Genomic DNA, 16,480 nt, shown 5'->3' with positions numbered 1-16,480 from the left:
CGCCAGCAAGGAAGGCCGAACTTACCGCGCTGACCTGCGGTTTTGCGGTGGGGTGCAAAGAAAACCGCCGCCGGGCGGGAGGCCACGGCGGCGGTGGAGGGGGCAGGGCCCCGAACTCAGACTTTCTTCTTCTCGGCGGCGCCGCGGTCGGGAGCGGGCCCGTCGCTCTTGGGGTCGCCCTCACTGGCGGGCCCCTCGGCGACGACCTCGGCCCGCGGCTCGACCACGGCCTCGCGGCCGGGGACCCGCTTCGCCGAGATCACGATGTAGGCGACGGCGGCGAGGAAGACCAGGATCGACGTCCAGCCGTTGAGACGGAGGCCGAGGATGTGGTGCGCCTCGTCGACGCGCAGGTACTCGGTCCAGAACCGGCCGACGGTGTACGCGGCGACGTAGAGCGCGAAGGCCCGCCCATGGCCGAGCTTGAAGCGGCGGTCGGCCCAGATGACGAGGGCGGCGACACCGAGGCACCACAGCGACTCGTAGAGGAACGTCGGGTGGTACGTACCGCCGACCCGGCCGATGGCGGGGTCCGAGCTGATCTTCAGCGCCCAGGGCAGGTCCGTGGGCTTGCCGTACAGCTCCTGGTTGAACCAGTTGCCCCACCGGCCGATGGCCTGGGCGATCGCGATGCCGGGCGCGACCGCGTCGGCGTACGCGGGCAGCGGGATGCCGCGCGTACGGCAACCGATCCAGGCACCGACCGCACCGAGCGCGACGGCACCCCAGATGCCGAGGCCGCCCTCCCAGACCTTGAAGGCGTTGACCCAGTTCCGGCCGGGGCCGAAGTACAGCTCGTAGTCGGTGATCACGTGGTACAGCCGCCCGCCGACGAGCCCGAACGGCACCGCCCACACGGCCACGTCCGCCACCGTCCCGGCCCGCCCGCCCCGCGCGATCCAGCGCCGGTTGCCGAGCCAGACGGCGACGAAGACGCCGATGATGATGCAGAAGGCATAGCCACGCAGCGGGACCGGCCCGAGGTGGATCACACCGGTCGAGGGGCTGGGAATGTATGCGAGTTCCATGGCGCCTACGAACCTACCGTGTGCGGCGCGGAAGTCCCAGAGCGACCACGGGGCCCCTCACCCACGGTGAGATCATCGGCCCGGAGCGCCGGGCAGGAGGCCCGGTTCCCGACCCCGAGAGGACCGCGTGACACCCCCGAAGCCCCGCCTGCCCCGCCTCGCCCGCGCCGTACTGGACGTCATCGGCTGCCTGCACACCCTCGGGGGCCTCATCCTGCTGGCCGGCACCCTCCTCGACGCGGGCACCCCGCCGCCGGTCGAGCTCGTGCTGGGGGTGGCGGAACTCACGGTGGCGTCCCGCTTCGCGAAGGGCGGCCCGAAGACGCGCGTGGCCGCGATGATCGTCGCCGCGTGCATGGTCCTGGCCCCGCTCACGGGCCTGGCGATGGGCGGCTTCGTCGGGGCGGCGGGGGTGGTGTGCGGGCTGCTGGTCCTGGCGCTGTGCGCGCACCGAGAGACGGCGGCGTGGTTCGCGCGCCCGCGGACGTGAGTCACGAGGTCACTGGGCGGCGGGCTGCGGCAGCCCGCGCCACCGGAATGAGCAGCAGGCCGCACCCCGCCACCAGGAGCCAGCCCGGGTGCGTCGCAGCGGCGAGGGCCGACGGGCCGGCGTTCGTGACCAGGGCACCTGCCACCGCGATGCCGATCGCCGAACCCACCTGGCGTGCCGTGGACGTGATGGCCCCCGCCACTCCGGCGCGGGACGGGGGCAGGCCGCTGACCGCCGTGTTGGTGATCGGCGCGTTGGCGAAGCCGAATCCCGTTCCTATGAGCAGGTAGGCGAGCAGGAGCAGCACGATGTTCGTGTCCTGGGCCAGGCCGGTCAGGCACAGACCACCGGCCGCGATGAACCCGCCCGCCAGCAGGAGCGGCAGCCTGGGGCCCACGCGTCCCACCAGGTTGCCCGACCAGGGCGCGCACACGGTCGCTCCGAGCGCCATCGGCAGCGTCGCCATGCCCGTCGCCAGCGGTGTCCATCCGCGTGCGTGCTGCAGGTAGAGCGTGTTGAGCAGAAGCGTCACGTTCAGCGCGACGAACACCGCCACCGCGCCCAGCGCCGCCATGGCGAACGGCGGGCGGCGGAAGAGTGCCAGGTCCATCAGGGGATCGCGGCTGCCGCGCTCGACCCGGACGAAGGCGGCCGTCGTCGCGACGATCACGGCGTAGCCCGCCAGGGCCACGGGTGAGGTCCAGCCGATGCGCGGCCCTTCGATGAGGACGCCGACCGACGCGCACAGGGCCAGGGTGAGGAGGGCCTGGCCGGGCAGGTCGGGACGGCGGGCGCGCTCTCCGCGGGACTCCGGCACGAACACGGCGACCAGGACCAGGGTCGCGACGATCACCGGGGCGTTGATCCAGAAGACCGACCGCCAGCCGAACGCGGCGATGAGCGCCCCGCCCGTGACCGGGCCCGCCGCCATGCTGAGGCCGAAGACCGACGCCCAGACGCCGATCGCCCGGGCCCGCTCCCGTGGGTCGGGCATCGCGTTCACCACGATCGCCAGCGCCACGGGGCTCAGCATCGAGGCCCCGACCCCCTGGACGGCCCGTGCCGCGACCAGGACCCCGAGCGAAGGGGCGACCGCGCACGCCACCGAGGCGGTACCGAAGGCGACCAGTCCGCACTGGAACACCCGGCGCCGGCCGAAGCGGTCCGCGAGCGCCCCGGAGGCGATGAGGAGGCTGGCCAGTACCACCGTGTAGGCGTCCACGACCCATTCCAGGCCGCTGGTGCCCACGCCCAGGCCCCGGCCGATCTCCGGCAGGCCCACGTTGACGATCGTGGTGTCCAGGCCGACGAGGAACATGCTCAGCGCGCACACCGCCAGTACGGTCCAGCGCCGGCGCGTGCTCAGTGCGGGCCGGCTGGCCGGGGTCGTCAAGGTTGTCGTGGTCACGGGCCCCGCCTTCAGTCCGGGTTTCTTCTGCGGTCTCAGGGTTGATCGCGGAAGGGCGCCGGGCCCAGGAGATTTGCGAAAGTTGCAAAATGGGCCCATGGACGACGAGCTCTCCCAGATCCTCGACAGCATCGGGCCCCGGCTGCGGGCCCTGCGCAGTGACCGCGGACTCACCCTCGAAGCGGTCGCGGAAGACACCGGGATCTCCGTGAGCACCCTGTCCCGCCTGGAGTCCGGCAAGCGCCGCCCCACGCTCGACCTGCTCATCCCGCTCGCCCGGACCCACCGCGTCGCCCTGGACCAGTTGGTGGCGGCACCGGCCACCGGCGACCCGCGCGTGCACCTCCGGCCCCGCCGCCGGGAGCGACGCGGCGACGTCCTCGTGCCCCTGACCCAGTACCCGGGCCGGGTCCAGGTCTTCAAGCAGGTGCTCGCGCCCCGCGAGCCCAGGCTCGTGACCCACGCCGGCTACGAATGGCTCTACGTCCTCGCCGGCGAACTCCGCCTCCTCCTCGGGGAGCGCGAGTTCACGCTCCGCCCGGGCGAGGTGGCGGAGTTCGACACCGGCGAACCGCACTGGTTCGGGCCCGCCGGCCCCAACGCCGTGGAGATCCTGCACCTGTTCGGTCCGCACGGCGACCAGGCCGTCGTCCGCACCGGACCGTCGGCGACACCGTGACCTCCGGCGTCAGGAGGCGGCGAGCTGCGGCAGCCGGGCGACGTCGCGGGTGAGGCCGGTGAGGCCGGTGGGGGCGTGGGGGTCGCGGACGATCTCGCGGAGGGTGGTGCGGAGACGGCGGCGATTGCGCCCGGAACCCACCGCGTCGAGCAACCCCGGGAAGGCGAGCAGCGTCGCCTCGCACTCGGCCCAGTCCCCAGCCCTCGCGTAGGCCGTCAGCAACGAGACCGTGTAGTAGAGCGTGCCCCTGCCGTCGGCGCGGAACGCTTGGCTCAGCTCGTGCGCCCGCCGGAGCCGCGGGACGGCAGCTGGCGCGTCGCCGAGCGTCAGCAGGGCCTCCCCCTCATGACCGGCGATCTCCAGTTCGTTGATCCACCAGGTCCACGACGGGTCGCGAGGACCGACCGACTCGCTCAGCGCGGCCCAGGCGGCCCCCAGCTCGGCCATGCACCGGCAACGGTCCCCCGTGGCGGCGAGCGCCCGCGCCTTGCGAACCCGCGCCATGAGCGCGACCCGGGGTGGAAGGCGCAGCCGCGACAGCAGCTCGTCGGCGATGACCAGCGCTTCGCCAGTGCGGCCGTCCTCGAGGGCGTGCATGGCGAGCATGTCGAGGACGAACCACTCCTGCGGCCGGTCACCGGCATGGCAGGCCAGCATGTGCGCTTCGAGGAAGGCCGCTCGCGCGGCGTCTCGCCGGCCCGTGGCACCGTGCCGGTTGTCGTGGTCGAGGACGTACGCGACGGTGGCGCGCATGTGCGCGAGATCCCCGTCGACACCGGGCTCGGCGGGAGCTTCGCGTGGCCCGGGCAGCACCGGCCGTCCCACGAGCGCGTTCAGCGCCTCCACGAACTGCGGCGAGGGCCGCTGCTTTCCGCTGAGCACACGGGAGACGTAGGCGGGGTCGTAATTCAACGCCCGCGCCGCCGCACGCAACGAATAGCCGCTGTCGCGGAGGGCGCGGCGGGCCAGCTCGGCGAAGTCGCTCACGGTGAACCCCTGGGCGTTGACTGCGTGGACCCCAGTTTAGTCAACGCCGGTCAACTCCCGCGTGAGCACGGGGACATCGCACGCTGATCACCGAGCAACACACAGGACCCCCGCGACCGCGCTAACGGCCCGGGGGCATGGCCAACGCTGACCAAGGAGCGTCGACGTGCGTCACGTTATCTCCCGCTGGGCGAGCCGCGTAAGGGCTCGATTCGCCTCCCGTACCGCGCCCCCCGCGCACACCCCGCAGCCCCTCCCCCGCCACGACTTCGTCCCCCGCGAGCACGCGGAGACACACCGGTGACCGCCGACGAGCTGCGGCCCAAAGTTGCCGAGACCAACCGCCGGACGCTGCAACGCTGGGACACCACCACCGGTGCACCACCGCGTTGCGAGGACTGCTGGGTCATCAAGCGCACCCGGGCCCGCGCCCTCGAAGCCGGTGACCGGGACACCGCCGCCCGCATGGCGACCGAAATGGGCGTCCACCAGCGCCTCGCCCACGTCTGAAACTCCTACTACGTGGCTGCCGGCCCTTGCCTCATGGGCCGACAGCCACGGGTGATTTACCGCCGAGGGACAGACTCCTGACGAAAAGCCCTGACCCAGAGCTCCTCTCGAATCACCCCCGACGAAGCATCATATTTTCTCAGTCCCACTCTTCGTCGGCATATGGGTCGGGCTCGCCGGTCCATGGGTTCACTCCTGCAGCCCACAGCCGTTTCTGCTCCCTCCAGTGGAGAAATTTCACATCACGTCGACCCCAAAGCTCCGCACCACTCACCGGGCACACGGGAAATGCGCCGTGCAGAAGACTGCGCAAGAACTCCACCATGCCACAATCATAAAGAGCAACCGGAGCCTCCGTGTGCCGACCGAAAACAGCCACAGGCCAGCTGTTCGGGTCCGAATCTTCGGTGACCCAGCACAAAATATCCGGTCCTGTAGTGACTCCCCAAGCAATCAGGGGATAAGGGGATCCCTTGGGCAGCCCTGCAACATCTCCCAGCCGAGCTGCTACAGCGCAGGCTGTGGCGGTTTCCTGACGCATCTGACAATGCGTTGCGTCACCTGCCGTAGACAGAGGATGGAGGATATAAAGATGCTCGCTCATCACACCTTCTCCGTACACCCCCATGAAGTCGACATAGTCGTCCGGAAATCGAGTTCCCCAGGCCGCCGACACAGCGCCCCAGTCGATCACTTCGCCCGCCCCACAGCCCGGCGCCACGAGCGTAAGCAGCGCATTCACCGCGGCACCCTGCGGTCTTCCTCCACCTTTCGACCCCGAGACACTCACCTCATCCCTCCGACGGGCTCCATCTTCCCCTGTTTTGTCGCAGTGCCCATATTTCTCCACTGACCGAACTTCCTGCTGTAGACGGAATTCGGCACCACTTCATCGAATGACACGCCCGGACGCCCGTCTTCATACCTCCCGATCGCCAGCATTTCGAAGGCGACAGGCACGGTGCGAGGACCGTCATACTTCGGCGTAACCCGATAATAGACGACCTGCCGGAGGTCAATTGCGGATTTCACTTTGTCTTCGAATTTGAACATGTTGTCCTGGACGCCTTCGCCTCCATTCGGAAAGTTTGCCGCACGGGAGCATGTTGCGAGATTTTTCAGCTCCGTTCCTGGCCCACTGAGCTGCTTTCCAAGAAGGTGGCAATTATTGACGCTATAGGCGGGGTCCAACCCCAAATGGCGGACAAAGCGTCCTGCCCATTCATAACCCGGCGGCCTAATATCACGCCTAGTCGGAGTTCCCGGGTTCTCCTCTATATAGGCCTTGTCCAAGCAAGCTTCAGCCCAAGTGGCTCTCATGCCATTTTGCGGGTCGCGGTCGCCCCAGTCCACCCAGCCCTTACCGCCCTTTCGACAATCGAAATCACTGTCGGTGTGTGTACCACTCAGCGGCGTTGGCATTGCTCCTGGAGCTACATGTACGTTCGGCTCCCGTTCCTGCCCCGACCCGTATCTGTCACTGTTGAACATCTCGAGAATGCGCGCAGCAGTGATGACCGCGCCCACCACATCGCCGGGCGACCAGCCACCCCCCGGTTCCCAGTCCGGCTTCGGCAGTGGTCGCTTGGGGGCCGGCTTGGGGTTCTTGCCCCGGTTCGGGTTCTGCTCGATGTGGGGGCGTTGCGGGCGGCCCGGGCGGGGGCGTGCCAGCGTTCGGCCGCCGCTGCGGTCGATGGGGCGGTAGGTCGGCTCGGACCAGTCGGACCAGCCGCCTTCGTAACCATCGTCGTAGTAGTCGTCCTCCTCGTAGGACCACGTGCCGCGGAAGGGCGGGGCAACGTAATCGAGTGCGTTGTCCCAGGCTGCAGTGGTTTCATCTATTTCCCAGAAGTCAGTCCCTGACTCGATGTACTCCCGGCCACCGGCCTCATCCCACGTACCGGAGTCGGAGTCGCTGTTGCTCCATTCCCACCAGCCCGCGCCGGCACCGAGTCCCACGACACCACCGAGAGTTCCCCAGCCGAGCAGCTCGGCAGCCCCTCCGAGGCAAATCACGGCGACCGGACCCACGCAATGTCCTGACGGGTCCGTGCCGTTCACCGGCGAAGCGTTTCCGTACGCGTAGCGGTTGGCCTGCACCGACGGGCTCGGGTCGAGCTGCCACGTGTCGCGTGACGCGAAGCTGCCCGAGCCAGGGCGATACCAGCGCGAGGCCATGTTGACGTCGCCGCTCGACGGATCCGTCCAGCCGGACTGGTAGCCCAGCGAAGGGCGGGAGCCGGCCTTCGTGGTGACCGTGCCGAACGGGTCGTAGGCCGTGGCGCCCAAAACCTTCTTGCCGTCGGGTGACAGGCCAGCGGTCACATCCGTGTGCCGGTCCGTGAGGGCACGCTGCGGGGTCTTGCCATCCGTGCTCGCCAGCAACCCGCCGCCGGGCACCCGGCTGTACGTGAAGGTGCCGTCGGACACGAGGCCGTTCGAGCCTCCGTCGTAGACGAACGCGGTATCCCCTCGATGCGTCACACGGTCCAGCGAGTCGTAGGCGTACGTCGCCTCGCCGTCATTGATCCGCCGCTCGAACGCGTCGTGCTTGAGTTGTCGCGACGTGCTCCCCGTCCGGACCGAGCCCAGCGTGCCCCGCGAGGTGTAGGCGTAGGTGCTGCTCCCGTCGCTCAGCAGGCGATTGCGCTCGTCGAAGACAGAGGGGATGGTGCCGGTCCTTGTGCGGTTGCCCGCCTCGTCCCAGTCGTAGGTCGTGACCTTTCCGTCGGCCTTCCACGCAGTCATGCGGCCTGACTTGTCGTAGCTGTATTCGTTGGTACCGGCACCGGCAGTGCCGCTGGTGACCTTCTTCACGAGGCGGTCCGCCGCGTCATAGTCGTAGGCGGAAGCCGTGACGTCCGTCTTGCCGTCCGGGCTCGTGACCTTGTCCGACGTCAGACGGCCCAGGGCGTCGTAGCCGTAGTCGCGCTTGGCCCCTGCCTGCCAGTCCGTCGCCCCGGCCGGTTTGGTCAGGTACTGCTCCTGCTGCACCCGCCCTGCCTGGTCGTAGGCCGTCCAGGTCTGGCTGCCGGTGACGGCGTCCTCGGTGCGGTTGAGACGGCCCACGGGATCGTATGCGTACGTCGTCGTACCGGACTTGTCGGTCCGTGACGTCATCTTCCCGTCGTCGTCGTACGTGTAGCTGGACTTGCCTCCCGGTCCACTGGCGGTCAGAAGCTGGCCGCGGTCGTTGTAGGTGTAGGTGTTCGGGTTGAGGATGTCACCCGAGCCGACCCTGACCAGGTGGCCCGCCAGGTCGTAGTCGAGTGTCCGGTCCGTCGTCCCGGTCTCGGCGCCCGCCCCGGTCTCCTTCACCAGCCGGCCGTACACGTCGTACGTGCTGCGTCGCTCGACACCGCCGGGCAGGAGATCGGCCACCTTCTGGCCCGCGGCGTCGTACACCGTGGTCCAGGTCCGGTCGCCAGGCTTCGGGTGCTCCTTGGTCGGAGGTTCCATCGTCGACTCGGGCAGGCCCCAGGGCGTGAAGGTGTAGGTCGTAGTGTTGCCACGGCCGTCCGTCAGGCGCGTTCGGTTGCCTGTTGCGTCGTAGCCGAACGTCGTCGTGATCGACTTTTCGTCCGAGACCGGCTCGACCTGCTGCGTCATCCGCCCCAGGGCGTCGTACGCGAAGGTCGTCCGCGTTCCCGTTGCGGAAATGGCGGCGGTGCGATTGCCCGCCACGTCGTACTCCGCGCCCGTCGACCGCAGGACTGCGTCACCCGTCCCGTAGTCGGCGGAGCCGGTGATGTTGCCGAAGCCGTCGTAGCGCTGGACGCTCTTCCGCCCTGTCGGGTCGACGGTCTCGGTGTTCCGTCCGAGTGCGTCGTAGGCGAACTTCGTCGTTCCTCCGCCGGGAGCAGTGACACTGAGGACCTCACCGGCCACGTCATAGGCAGCTGTGGTGACACGGCCGGCCGGAGTGGTGGACGAGGTCTGGTTGCCGGCGTCGTCCCAGACGTAGCGCGCGACGAGGTTGCGGGGCGAGGGGAAACGCTCCACGATCGTCGAGGTCAGCTGACGGCCGAGCTCGTCGTACGTGGTCTCTGTCCGCGAGCCGGTGGGCCCGGTGGTGGAAAGCTGACGGCCCGTGGGGGTCCAGGTGAACCGGTAGGCGTCGTCCTCCAGTGGAGAGGACTGGGCAGGGTTCAGCAGGTCCGTCTCCGGCAGCGACTGCCGGATCAGGTGCCCCAGCTGGTCGTAGGCGTACCGCACGGTCCGGCCGAGGGCATCCGTGGTGGAGGCAGGCCGCCCCAACGCGTCGTACGTAGTACGGGAGACTGCGGACACCGGTTTGCCGCCCGGCGGCGTGTAGTCGGGAAGCGTCACCGCAGTGGCGCGACCCAGCTTGTCGTACACCTTGCGGGTGACGGCGCCGCGGGCGTCCCGCACCTCGGTCACCTGGCCGAAGGTGTTGTAACCGATCAGCGTCGACGGCCGGACCGTCTCCGCGTTGCCTCCGTTCTCCTCCGTCCTGACAGGCGGGGCCGTCTGCCGCACGGGGCGGCCGAGTGCGTCGTAGTCGACCGATGCAGTGAAGGCGGCCTCATCAGCCCCGGCCTCATTGCCGCGCGGGTCGACCGTCGCCACGGCCAGACCACGCTGGTCGTACGCGTACTTGGTGGTGCGGGTGTGCTCGCCGTCGACGAGTGTCTCGGTGAGCTTGTCTCCTGCCTTGTCGTAGGTGAAGCGCTGGGTACTCAGTGCGGTCTTCTGCTCCGCGACTCGGCCGGCGTCGTCATAGGCGTACGCCGTCCAGCGGTTCAGCCCCTTGGGGTCGAGGACACTACGGGTGATGTGGCCGACCGCGTCCACCTCGTTGACGACGGTGGTCGTGCCTCCGCCGGTGGTGCGCTGGACAAGGTTGCCCGCCCCGTCATACGTGTTGGCCTCCAAAACTATGTCGTGCTTGCTGCCGTCGGCCTGGGTGACATCCTTGGCGGTCTTCGATGCAAGGGTTCCGTCGTCGTAGTAGGTGAAGGCGGTGGTGGCTCCCATGGCATCCGTTGACGAGGCCAGGCGGCCTGCCGGGTCGTACGCCTTGGAGACGATCACCAGGTCCTTCACTCCCCCGAGGGAGCCGTCCTTCCACTCCTTCAGAACCGTTTCCGCATGGCGGCCCGTGGCCGTGTAGCGGAACTCGTACGTCGTGCCGGCCGCGTCGGTCGTACGCGTCGCGCGACCGAAGGCGTCGTGGGCCGTGGCTGTTTCGTTGCCCTCGGCGTCGGTGGTCCTGTCCTCGAGACCATGCTCGTCGTAATGGTGGAAGGTGGTGCGCTTGGCGTCGCCTCCCGTGGTGTCCTCCGTGGTGTCGCTCAGCAGCTTGCCGTCGGGGTCGAAGGAACGCGTGACCCTGGCCGTGTGGATCTGACCGGTGGCCTCGTTCTTCACGCCGGCGCCCGTCTCGGAGACGATCCGCGACATGGTGTCGTACGTGTAGATGGTGGTCACGCCGTTCGGCTGGCTGCCGGAGACCTGGGTCTCGGACAGTTTCCGTCCGATGCCGTCATAGGTGTAGCGCGTGACGAGACCGGAGGGCGCCGTGGACTGCGCCAGGTCACCCTGGGCCGTGTAGCCGTATTCGGTGACGCCACCGCCTGGCTTGGTGACGGTTCTTACCAGGCCCTTCGGCATGGTGCCGCCGCCCACGGCCGGTTCCTGGCCCGTGGTGTAGGTGGTGACGGTCCTGCTGCCGTCCGCGGACACCGTGGTGTCCGGGAGACCCAGCGAGGTGTACGTCAGCGTGGTGCGATAGCGGTCGTCACTCGCACTCGTGGAACGGGCGTCGCGCACCACCGTCGGCTTGTCGTTGCGCGGGTCGAGCGGATCCTTGTCGTTGACGTAGTAGTCGGTGAAGGCCGTCCAGCAGGAGTTCGCGTCACGGCAGGCGGTACGGGAGATCGCGTTGCCACGGGCGTCGTGCCCTGTGACAGCAATATGCCCGTTGGGGTCGGTCACCGTGTGCAGGAAGCCACCGCTGTCGTAGGCGTACGTGGTCCGGCCGCCCTCGGCGTCGGTGGCGCTCACCGGGCGCTGGCCGCGCAGTGCGTCGTACGAGACGCTGCTCGTACGGCCCGCCGGGTCGGTGACGGTGACCGTCGAGGTGAGCGACGACGTGCCCGAGTACCGCATGGCACGGAAGTGCTCGGCCACCTGCTCCTCGGTGAGCTCCCTCGGGTAGAAGGCGGCCTCGTCCAGGTCACCCGTGAAGTAGCGGGTGCCGGGCTGTTGCCCGTCCCATCCCTCGCTGGAGTAGCCGCCGCCCAGGTAGGCGTGGGTCAATGTCTCCGGCTTGGACGGCTCGTTGAGGCTGCCGACCATCGTGCCGTCGAGGTACAGCGACTGGCTGCTGCTGCCACCAGTAATGACAACGTGGTGCCACTGGTTGTCAGTCACCGGGGTGCCGGAGATCACCGGCTTTCCCGTACGTCCGTGCCAGAGCTGGCCGCGGAGCTTGCCGTCGGCATCGATCAGCAGGCTGGGGTTCCAGTCCGTCGGCACCTTGCCCAGCTCGGCATTCTGCAGACCCAACAACACCCCCTGCCTGCCCGTGCGGAACCACAGCTCCACCGAGACGGCCGAGGTGTTGCCCATGGTGCCGTACGGCAGCTCGACCGACCCGTCTCCCTGCAGGGTGACCGCAGTGTTGTCGCCGGGACCGAAGACGCCGGTGGCTCCGAGTGTGGCCTTTCGGTACGTGCCGTCGCCGGCGTAGGCCGCGGTCTTGCTGCGGGCCTTGTCACCGCCGACCTCGTCGAGCCGCCAATAGCCGGACGGCGCATCCGCCGTCACGGTGCCGCGGTAGTGGGCGCCGTCACCGGATATGAGGGCGGAGCGGGCACGGTAATGCTCGGCGACCGTCTCGGCCGACAGCTCCTTGTTGTAGAAGGCAGTCTCGTCCAGCTGTCCGGAGAAGTACCGGGTGCCGGGCTTCTGCCCGTCCCACCCCTCACTGGAGTAGCCGGCACCGAAGTAGGCATGGTCGAGCGTCTCCGGCTTGGCAGCGGTCTGCAGGGAGCCCGCCTTCGAGCCGTCGAGGTACAGCGCCTGGCCGCTGGACGATCCCGTGAGCACTGCGTGGTGCCACTCGCTGTCCGTGACCTTCCGGGCCGTGACGATCGGCTGCCACTTCCCGCCCTGCCAGAGCTGGCCGCGGAGCTTGCCGTCGGCATCGATCAGCAGGCTGGGGTTCCAGTCCGTCGGCACCTTGCCCAGCTCGGCATTCTGCAGACCCAGCAGCACTCCCTGCTTCGCCGTACGGAACCACAGCTCCACGGAAAGGCTGCCTGCGCCCTTCAGCGGATCGGTGGGCACTTCCACGGCACCGGTCGAGCCGTCCAGCGTGGCCGAACTGTCGTCACCGTCGGAGAAGGCACCGACAGCGCCCAGCGTCACACCGTCGCGGTAGGCGCCGTCGGCTCCGCCGTTGATGTCGTTGGCAGCCGTGGCACCGCTTCGGTCACCGAATCGCCAGTAGCCGACGGGCCCAGAGGAACGCACCGTGTCGGCGTAGGCTGCGGAGCCGGAGGAGTGGACCGGAGCGGACACCTTCCAGGTGCCGCCCTTGTCGTCCGTGGTCTCCGTGACCCGCCCCGTGCCTTGGTCGTACGCCACCTTGGCGTGGACCCGGCCGGAGGGCAACGTCACTTTGGTGAGCCGGCCGGTGCTGCTGCGGGCCCGGTAGTGCTCGGCCACGGTCGTGGCGTCGAGAGACTGGTGGTAGATCGCTACCTCGTCCATGAGACCGGCGAAATGGCGGACACCGGAGGTCTGGCCGTCCCATCCGGTGCTCGAATAACCGGCGCCGAGGTAGGTGAACGACTGCCTGCGGTGGTCGATCGGACCCGTCAGGCTGCCGATCAGCACACCGTCCAGGTAGAGCGACTGGGTGGTGCCTGCAGCGGTGAGCGCCGCGTGGTGCCAGGTGTCGTCGGTGACGGCGCCCTTGCTGACGATGGGCTGGACCCGGCCGGTCCAGTACTGGCCCACGAGCTTGCCCGACATGTCGATGGACAGGGCGGGTGTCCAGTCGTTGGGCTCGCCGTCGGCCAGGCGACCGTCCTGGAACCCCACCAGCACACCAGGCTTGGTCGTCTTGAACCACAGCTCGGTCGTGAGGAACGTTGACGTGCGCAGGGTGTCCTCGGGCAGCTCCACGTAGGAGTTGCCGCCGTCGAAAGCAGCGCCCTTGTCGCTCGTGCCCGAGACAGCACCTGCCGCGCCCAGCTTGACGTCACGGTAGAGGGCCTGGTTGAGCCCCGTGCGGGATGGGGCGTCACTCGCGGCGATCGCCCCCTGGGACTCCCCGAGGCGCCAGTAGGACACGGGGTTCTGGTCGAGAACCATGCTCCGGTAGAGCGAGCCGTCGCCGTACTCGTAGACCGTGCACTTGTCGGTGGAGCCGGGCGGGCAGACCTTGACCAGACGGTCACCGGTGTAGGTGTAGGTCCACGTCAGGCCGTCTGCGCCCGGACCGGTGCCCTTGGCGGTCGCCGAAGCCACCTTGCCGTCGCGCCACGCGAACACCAGGGAGCGCCCGGACAGCATGTCGCGGGCCTCGGTGAGCCTGCCGTCCGTGTAGGTCAGACGCTGTTCTCTGCCGGAGCCGTCGGCGATCTTCGTGAGCTGTCCGGAGGAGCCGAACCAGTACGTGGTGGCCGACCTGTCGCGGAGAACCCATCCGCTGTTGTCCGCGGTCAGTGTGGTGGGACTGCCAGCGGGAGGGGCGTAACTGCCGTCGGCGTTACGTCCGAAGCGCATACGCGAGCCGTTGGCCAGCGTCACGACAACATTGCCCGTGTTCTCCGCCTCGGCCCGCATGTCCCAGCGGGTGGACCAGCCGGCGCCGAAGACGTTGTCGGTGCGGGGGTCAAGGGAGTTGTAGGTGCGCATGACCGACAGCTCGGGCCCGACGGTCGGGACGGACGCGTCGGTGGCGGCAGTGGCGTAGTTGCCGGCCCGGGTGCCGAACTCACGGCCCCCGTCACCGCCGAGGTGGCCCGTCACAGCAGGTTGCGGGACCTGCGTGGTGAAGTAGGCGGGGAAGGGCTGGTTGGATCTGTCCTTCCCGTCGTGGACATACGCGTACCAGGCGTATGTCTTGCTCCACGACAACCACCCGCTGGGCACTGCCCACTGCTGGGCCGCCCCCTGGGGTCCGCTTCGGCAGTTCTTCCGGGCGTCCTTGCCGTCCACCTCACAGATCTCGAACGAGTACTGCAGGCTGCTGGAAGGGTAGTGGTCCTCGTCCTTGCCGGCTGCCCAGAGGGTCGGCGTCAACGAGTTCAGCGTCGCGCCACCAGCCGGAGATTCGGACGTCAATTGTGGCGGAAGGTTCACGGCCGCGAACTTGATGGCCGCGCCCCGGACGCCTTCTGTGGTGAACCGGGGCCCGTCGAGGACGTCCATCGTCCAGACGAGGGTGTAGGTGGCTGGGGGAAGGGCAGCGATCTTCGCGTCCAGCGTGACGCTCCGTCCCGGTGCCACATCTTCCGGCACGGGTGTCCAGGCGATCTTCGACTGCTCGTTGATCTCCTTGCCGGCCTCGTCGTAGAGGTTGTAGCGGAGCTGTATCTTTCCGCCCTTGCCCCAGGTGCTCTGCCCTTGGTTCGTGACCGTCACGGTCATGGCGCCCTGGGTGGTGGCCGTCACGGGTCTCGTGAAATCGCCGACCTTGTACGTTGCACCGTACTGGCTCCACGTGATGTCCAGGCTCGGCTTCCCGCTCGGGTACTCGTCCGACCCGAACTGCTTCCACGCCTTCGTGTCCGAGTCCGACGCCTTGACGGCGAGGCCGTAATTCTTCTTGCGTCCGTGGGTCCAGTCGTCGACCAGCTGGCGACCATCGGAACCAAGCCCTATGGACTCCCAAGCCGCCTCGCACGACCAGGAGGCAGTCTCCGGGGGGCGCCAGCCGTGGGCAAAGCTCTTGGACACGAGGGAGGGGCCTGTGTCCGGCCCGGGGTATGACTTGGTGGACGACTCGGCCCAGTCGGAAGTGATCGGGTGGATCGTCACCGGCCGGGCGTCGCACGAGTAGGACCAGGTGTTGTACAGAGCGAGCTTCGCATCGAGGACCCATGCGTTCTTCAGCGAGTTCTCGACGCCGTCGAACCGCAGGAACGAGGCCGCCTTGTGCTTGCCACCGTCGTACGTACCAGCCTTCAGGATGGTGTCGCTGGAGAAGTCCTGGGTGTACGGGCTCTGAACATACGTACCCGAGGTGGCGTCGATGCCCTTGACGGAGGGATCCACCTTCACTGGGTAGACGCGCTCGGGAGAGCCGAGCCATTCCTTGTCCAGGGAAACGGCCAGCACTTGCCGACCGTTCTCGCTCTCCAGGTGGTAGCGAACCCCCGACGAGATCTCTCCTTGGTTGGCGTTCTCCGCGAGGCGCGAGTCCTCCATCCAGCCCGCAGGCATGCGAGCACGCACCTTGCCGTTGCCGTCGGCAAAGAGGATGCCGCCCTGGTCGTCGGGCTTGGCGGTCAGGCCGTCCATCCGAAGCGGAAAGCGCCACTCCGTCGGAGCATCTTTGCTCTTGAGGACCAGGACCTCCTTCACGGAGTCGCTGCTGGCGACGTACCGCACGTCAGCGGCAGGACGCACGTCCGGGTAGGTGATGACGCTGCCCTCGGCCTTGCCGGGGGTACGGGCGCTTCCGGTGATGGCGTACCCGAGTGATGACCCCTCACCGAGCTTCATGGTCACGACCGGGTCTGTATCGGCGGACGGCGAGAAACTGATGCCCACCGCAGTGGAGCTGGTCTCCCACAGCGGACCGGATGCGCTGCGCCCTCTCATGCCTCGTGTGGGACGTACCAGGGTGGCGTCGATCGCCTTCCACGTCCCGTCCCGGCCACGGAAATTGACGGGCTCGTTGTAGAAGCGCGTCGTGTACGTGCCGTCCTCGTTGAGGAAAGTGCGTTGCCGCTCCTTCCTCTGCGCCGGCAGTTCCTTGCTCTTCCCGTCGGAGAAGCCCTGCGGCACGAGGGCAGCCGGAGCCTTCACCGGCTCTGCAGGGCCCATCCTGGGCGGTTGGGGCTTTCCCCCCAGCTCCCGCCCGGTGAGCTTGTGCTCTGCTGGCAGCTGTCCAGGAGCCGCGAGCGGGTTTCGACGGCCGCCCTTGTCGACTGCCTCCGTCGCACTGCCCGGGACCCGGTGGCCGCGGCCGGCGGCCGTTCCCCAAAACTGGTCCGGAGCATCCGGGCCGTCAGCGACGGTTCTTCGATTCCATTGATCGAGTGCAAGCGCAACCTGCTCAGTTGCACTCAGCAAGGCCATGACAAAAGCCATGAGCCATGCCACTTGTCGTGGATAACGCACGGGTGTCCTTAGTAGGTGAATAGAAACCGCTCATATCTAGCGGCTTACATGAC

Annotated in this window: 8 protein-coding genes; 3 read left to right on the top strand and 5 right to left on the bottom strand. The window is 68.3% G+C overall.

Annotated elements, in window-relative coordinates:
- Positions 1-116: 116 nt before the first annotated feature.
- Positions 117-1,028 carry a prolipoprotein diacylglyceryl transferase gene (gene lgt, locus IE305_RS27040; RefSeq protein ID WP_190132392.1) on the bottom strand — a complete coding sequence of 304 codons (912 nt, stop codon included), beginning with the start codon at positions 1,026-1,028 and terminating at the stop codon, positions 117-119.
- A 127-nt stretch (positions 1,029-1,155) separates the two neighbouring features.
- Between lgt and IE305_RS27035 the strand changes: the two genes are divergently transcribed.
- Entirely contained in the window at positions 1,156-1,518 is a 363-nt protein-coding gene (locus tag IE305_RS27035) for a hypothetical protein (RefSeq protein WP_190132391.1), read from the top strand.
- A 1-nt stretch (position 1,519) separates the two neighbouring features.
- Here IE305_RS27035 and IE305_RS27030 read toward each other — a convergent pair whose 3' ends face one another.
- A complete protein-coding gene (locus IE305_RS27030) occupies positions 1,520-2,926 on the bottom strand; it encodes an MFS transporter (protein ID WP_229891585.1) in 1,407 nt (468 codons plus the stop codon).
- 97 nt (positions 2,927-3,023) lie between these two features.
- Between IE305_RS27030 and IE305_RS27025 the strand changes: the two genes are divergently transcribed.
- Positions 3,024-3,605 (top strand): helix-turn-helix transcriptional regulator, encoded by a 582-nt coding sequence (locus tag IE305_RS27025; RefSeq protein ID WP_190132390.1) that lies wholly within the window; start codon positions 3,024-3,026, stop codon positions 3,603-3,605.
- Between the two features lie 9 nt (positions 3,606-3,614).
- On the opposite strand, the gene IE305_RS33220 is transcribed toward IE305_RS27025, so the two are convergent.
- Positions 3,615-4,592, bottom strand: coding sequence for a helix-turn-helix domain-containing protein (locus tag IE305_RS33220; RefSeq protein ID WP_229891583.1), 978 nt, complete (start codon positions 4,590-4,592; stop codon positions 3,615-3,617).
- Positions 4,593-4,892: 300 nt separating this feature from the next.
- Between IE305_RS33220 and IE305_RS27015 the strand changes: the two genes are divergently transcribed.
- The gene (locus tag IE305_RS27015; protein WP_190132389.1) at positions 4,893-5,102 is read left to right on the top strand and encodes a hypothetical protein; all 210 of its coding nucleotides are present in this window, start codon (positions 4,893-4,895) and stop codon (positions 5,100-5,102) included.
- A 139-nt stretch (positions 5,103-5,241) separates the two neighbouring features.
- On the opposite strand, the gene IE305_RS27010 is transcribed toward IE305_RS27015, so the two are convergent.
- Both IE305_RS27010 and IE305_RS27005 read right to left on the bottom strand, forming a co-directional pair.
- On the bottom strand, positions 5,242-5,844 hold the full coding sequence (locus IE305_RS27010; protein ID WP_190132388.1) for an SMI1/KNR4 family protein: 603 nt from the start codon (positions 5,842-5,844) through the stop codon (positions 5,242-5,244).
- 44 nt (positions 5,845-5,888) lie between these two features.
- Entirely contained in the window at positions 5,889-16,130 is a 10,242-nt protein-coding gene (locus IE305_RS27005) for a LamG-like jellyroll fold domain-containing protein (protein WP_444546176.1), read from the bottom strand.
- Between the last annotated feature and the right edge of the window lie 350 nt (positions 16,131-16,480).

The organism is Streptomyces mashuensis, from assembly GCF_014654785.1.
Classification (GTDB): domain Bacteria; phylum Actinomycetota; class Actinomycetes; order Streptomycetales; family Streptomycetaceae; genus Streptomyces; species Streptomyces mashuensis.
Note: the sequence above shows the minus strand (reverse complement) of the source record. Positions and strands in the feature narration are given on the sequence as shown.

What these genes read in the sequence shown, in the direction of transcription:
- lgt (WP_190132392.1), bottom strand. Translation starts at nt 1,028, where the DNA reads ATGGAACTCGCATACATTCCCAGCCCCTCGACCGGTGTGATCCACCTC.
- IE305_RS27025 (WP_190132390.1), top strand. Translation starts at nt 3,024, where the DNA reads ATGGACGACGAGCTCTCCCAGATCCTCGACAGCATCGGGCCCCGGCTG.
- IE305_RS27005 (WP_444546176.1), bottom strand. Translation starts at nt 16,130, where the DNA reads ATGGGCCCTGCAGAGCCGGTGAAGGCTCCGGCTGCCCTCGTGCCGCAG.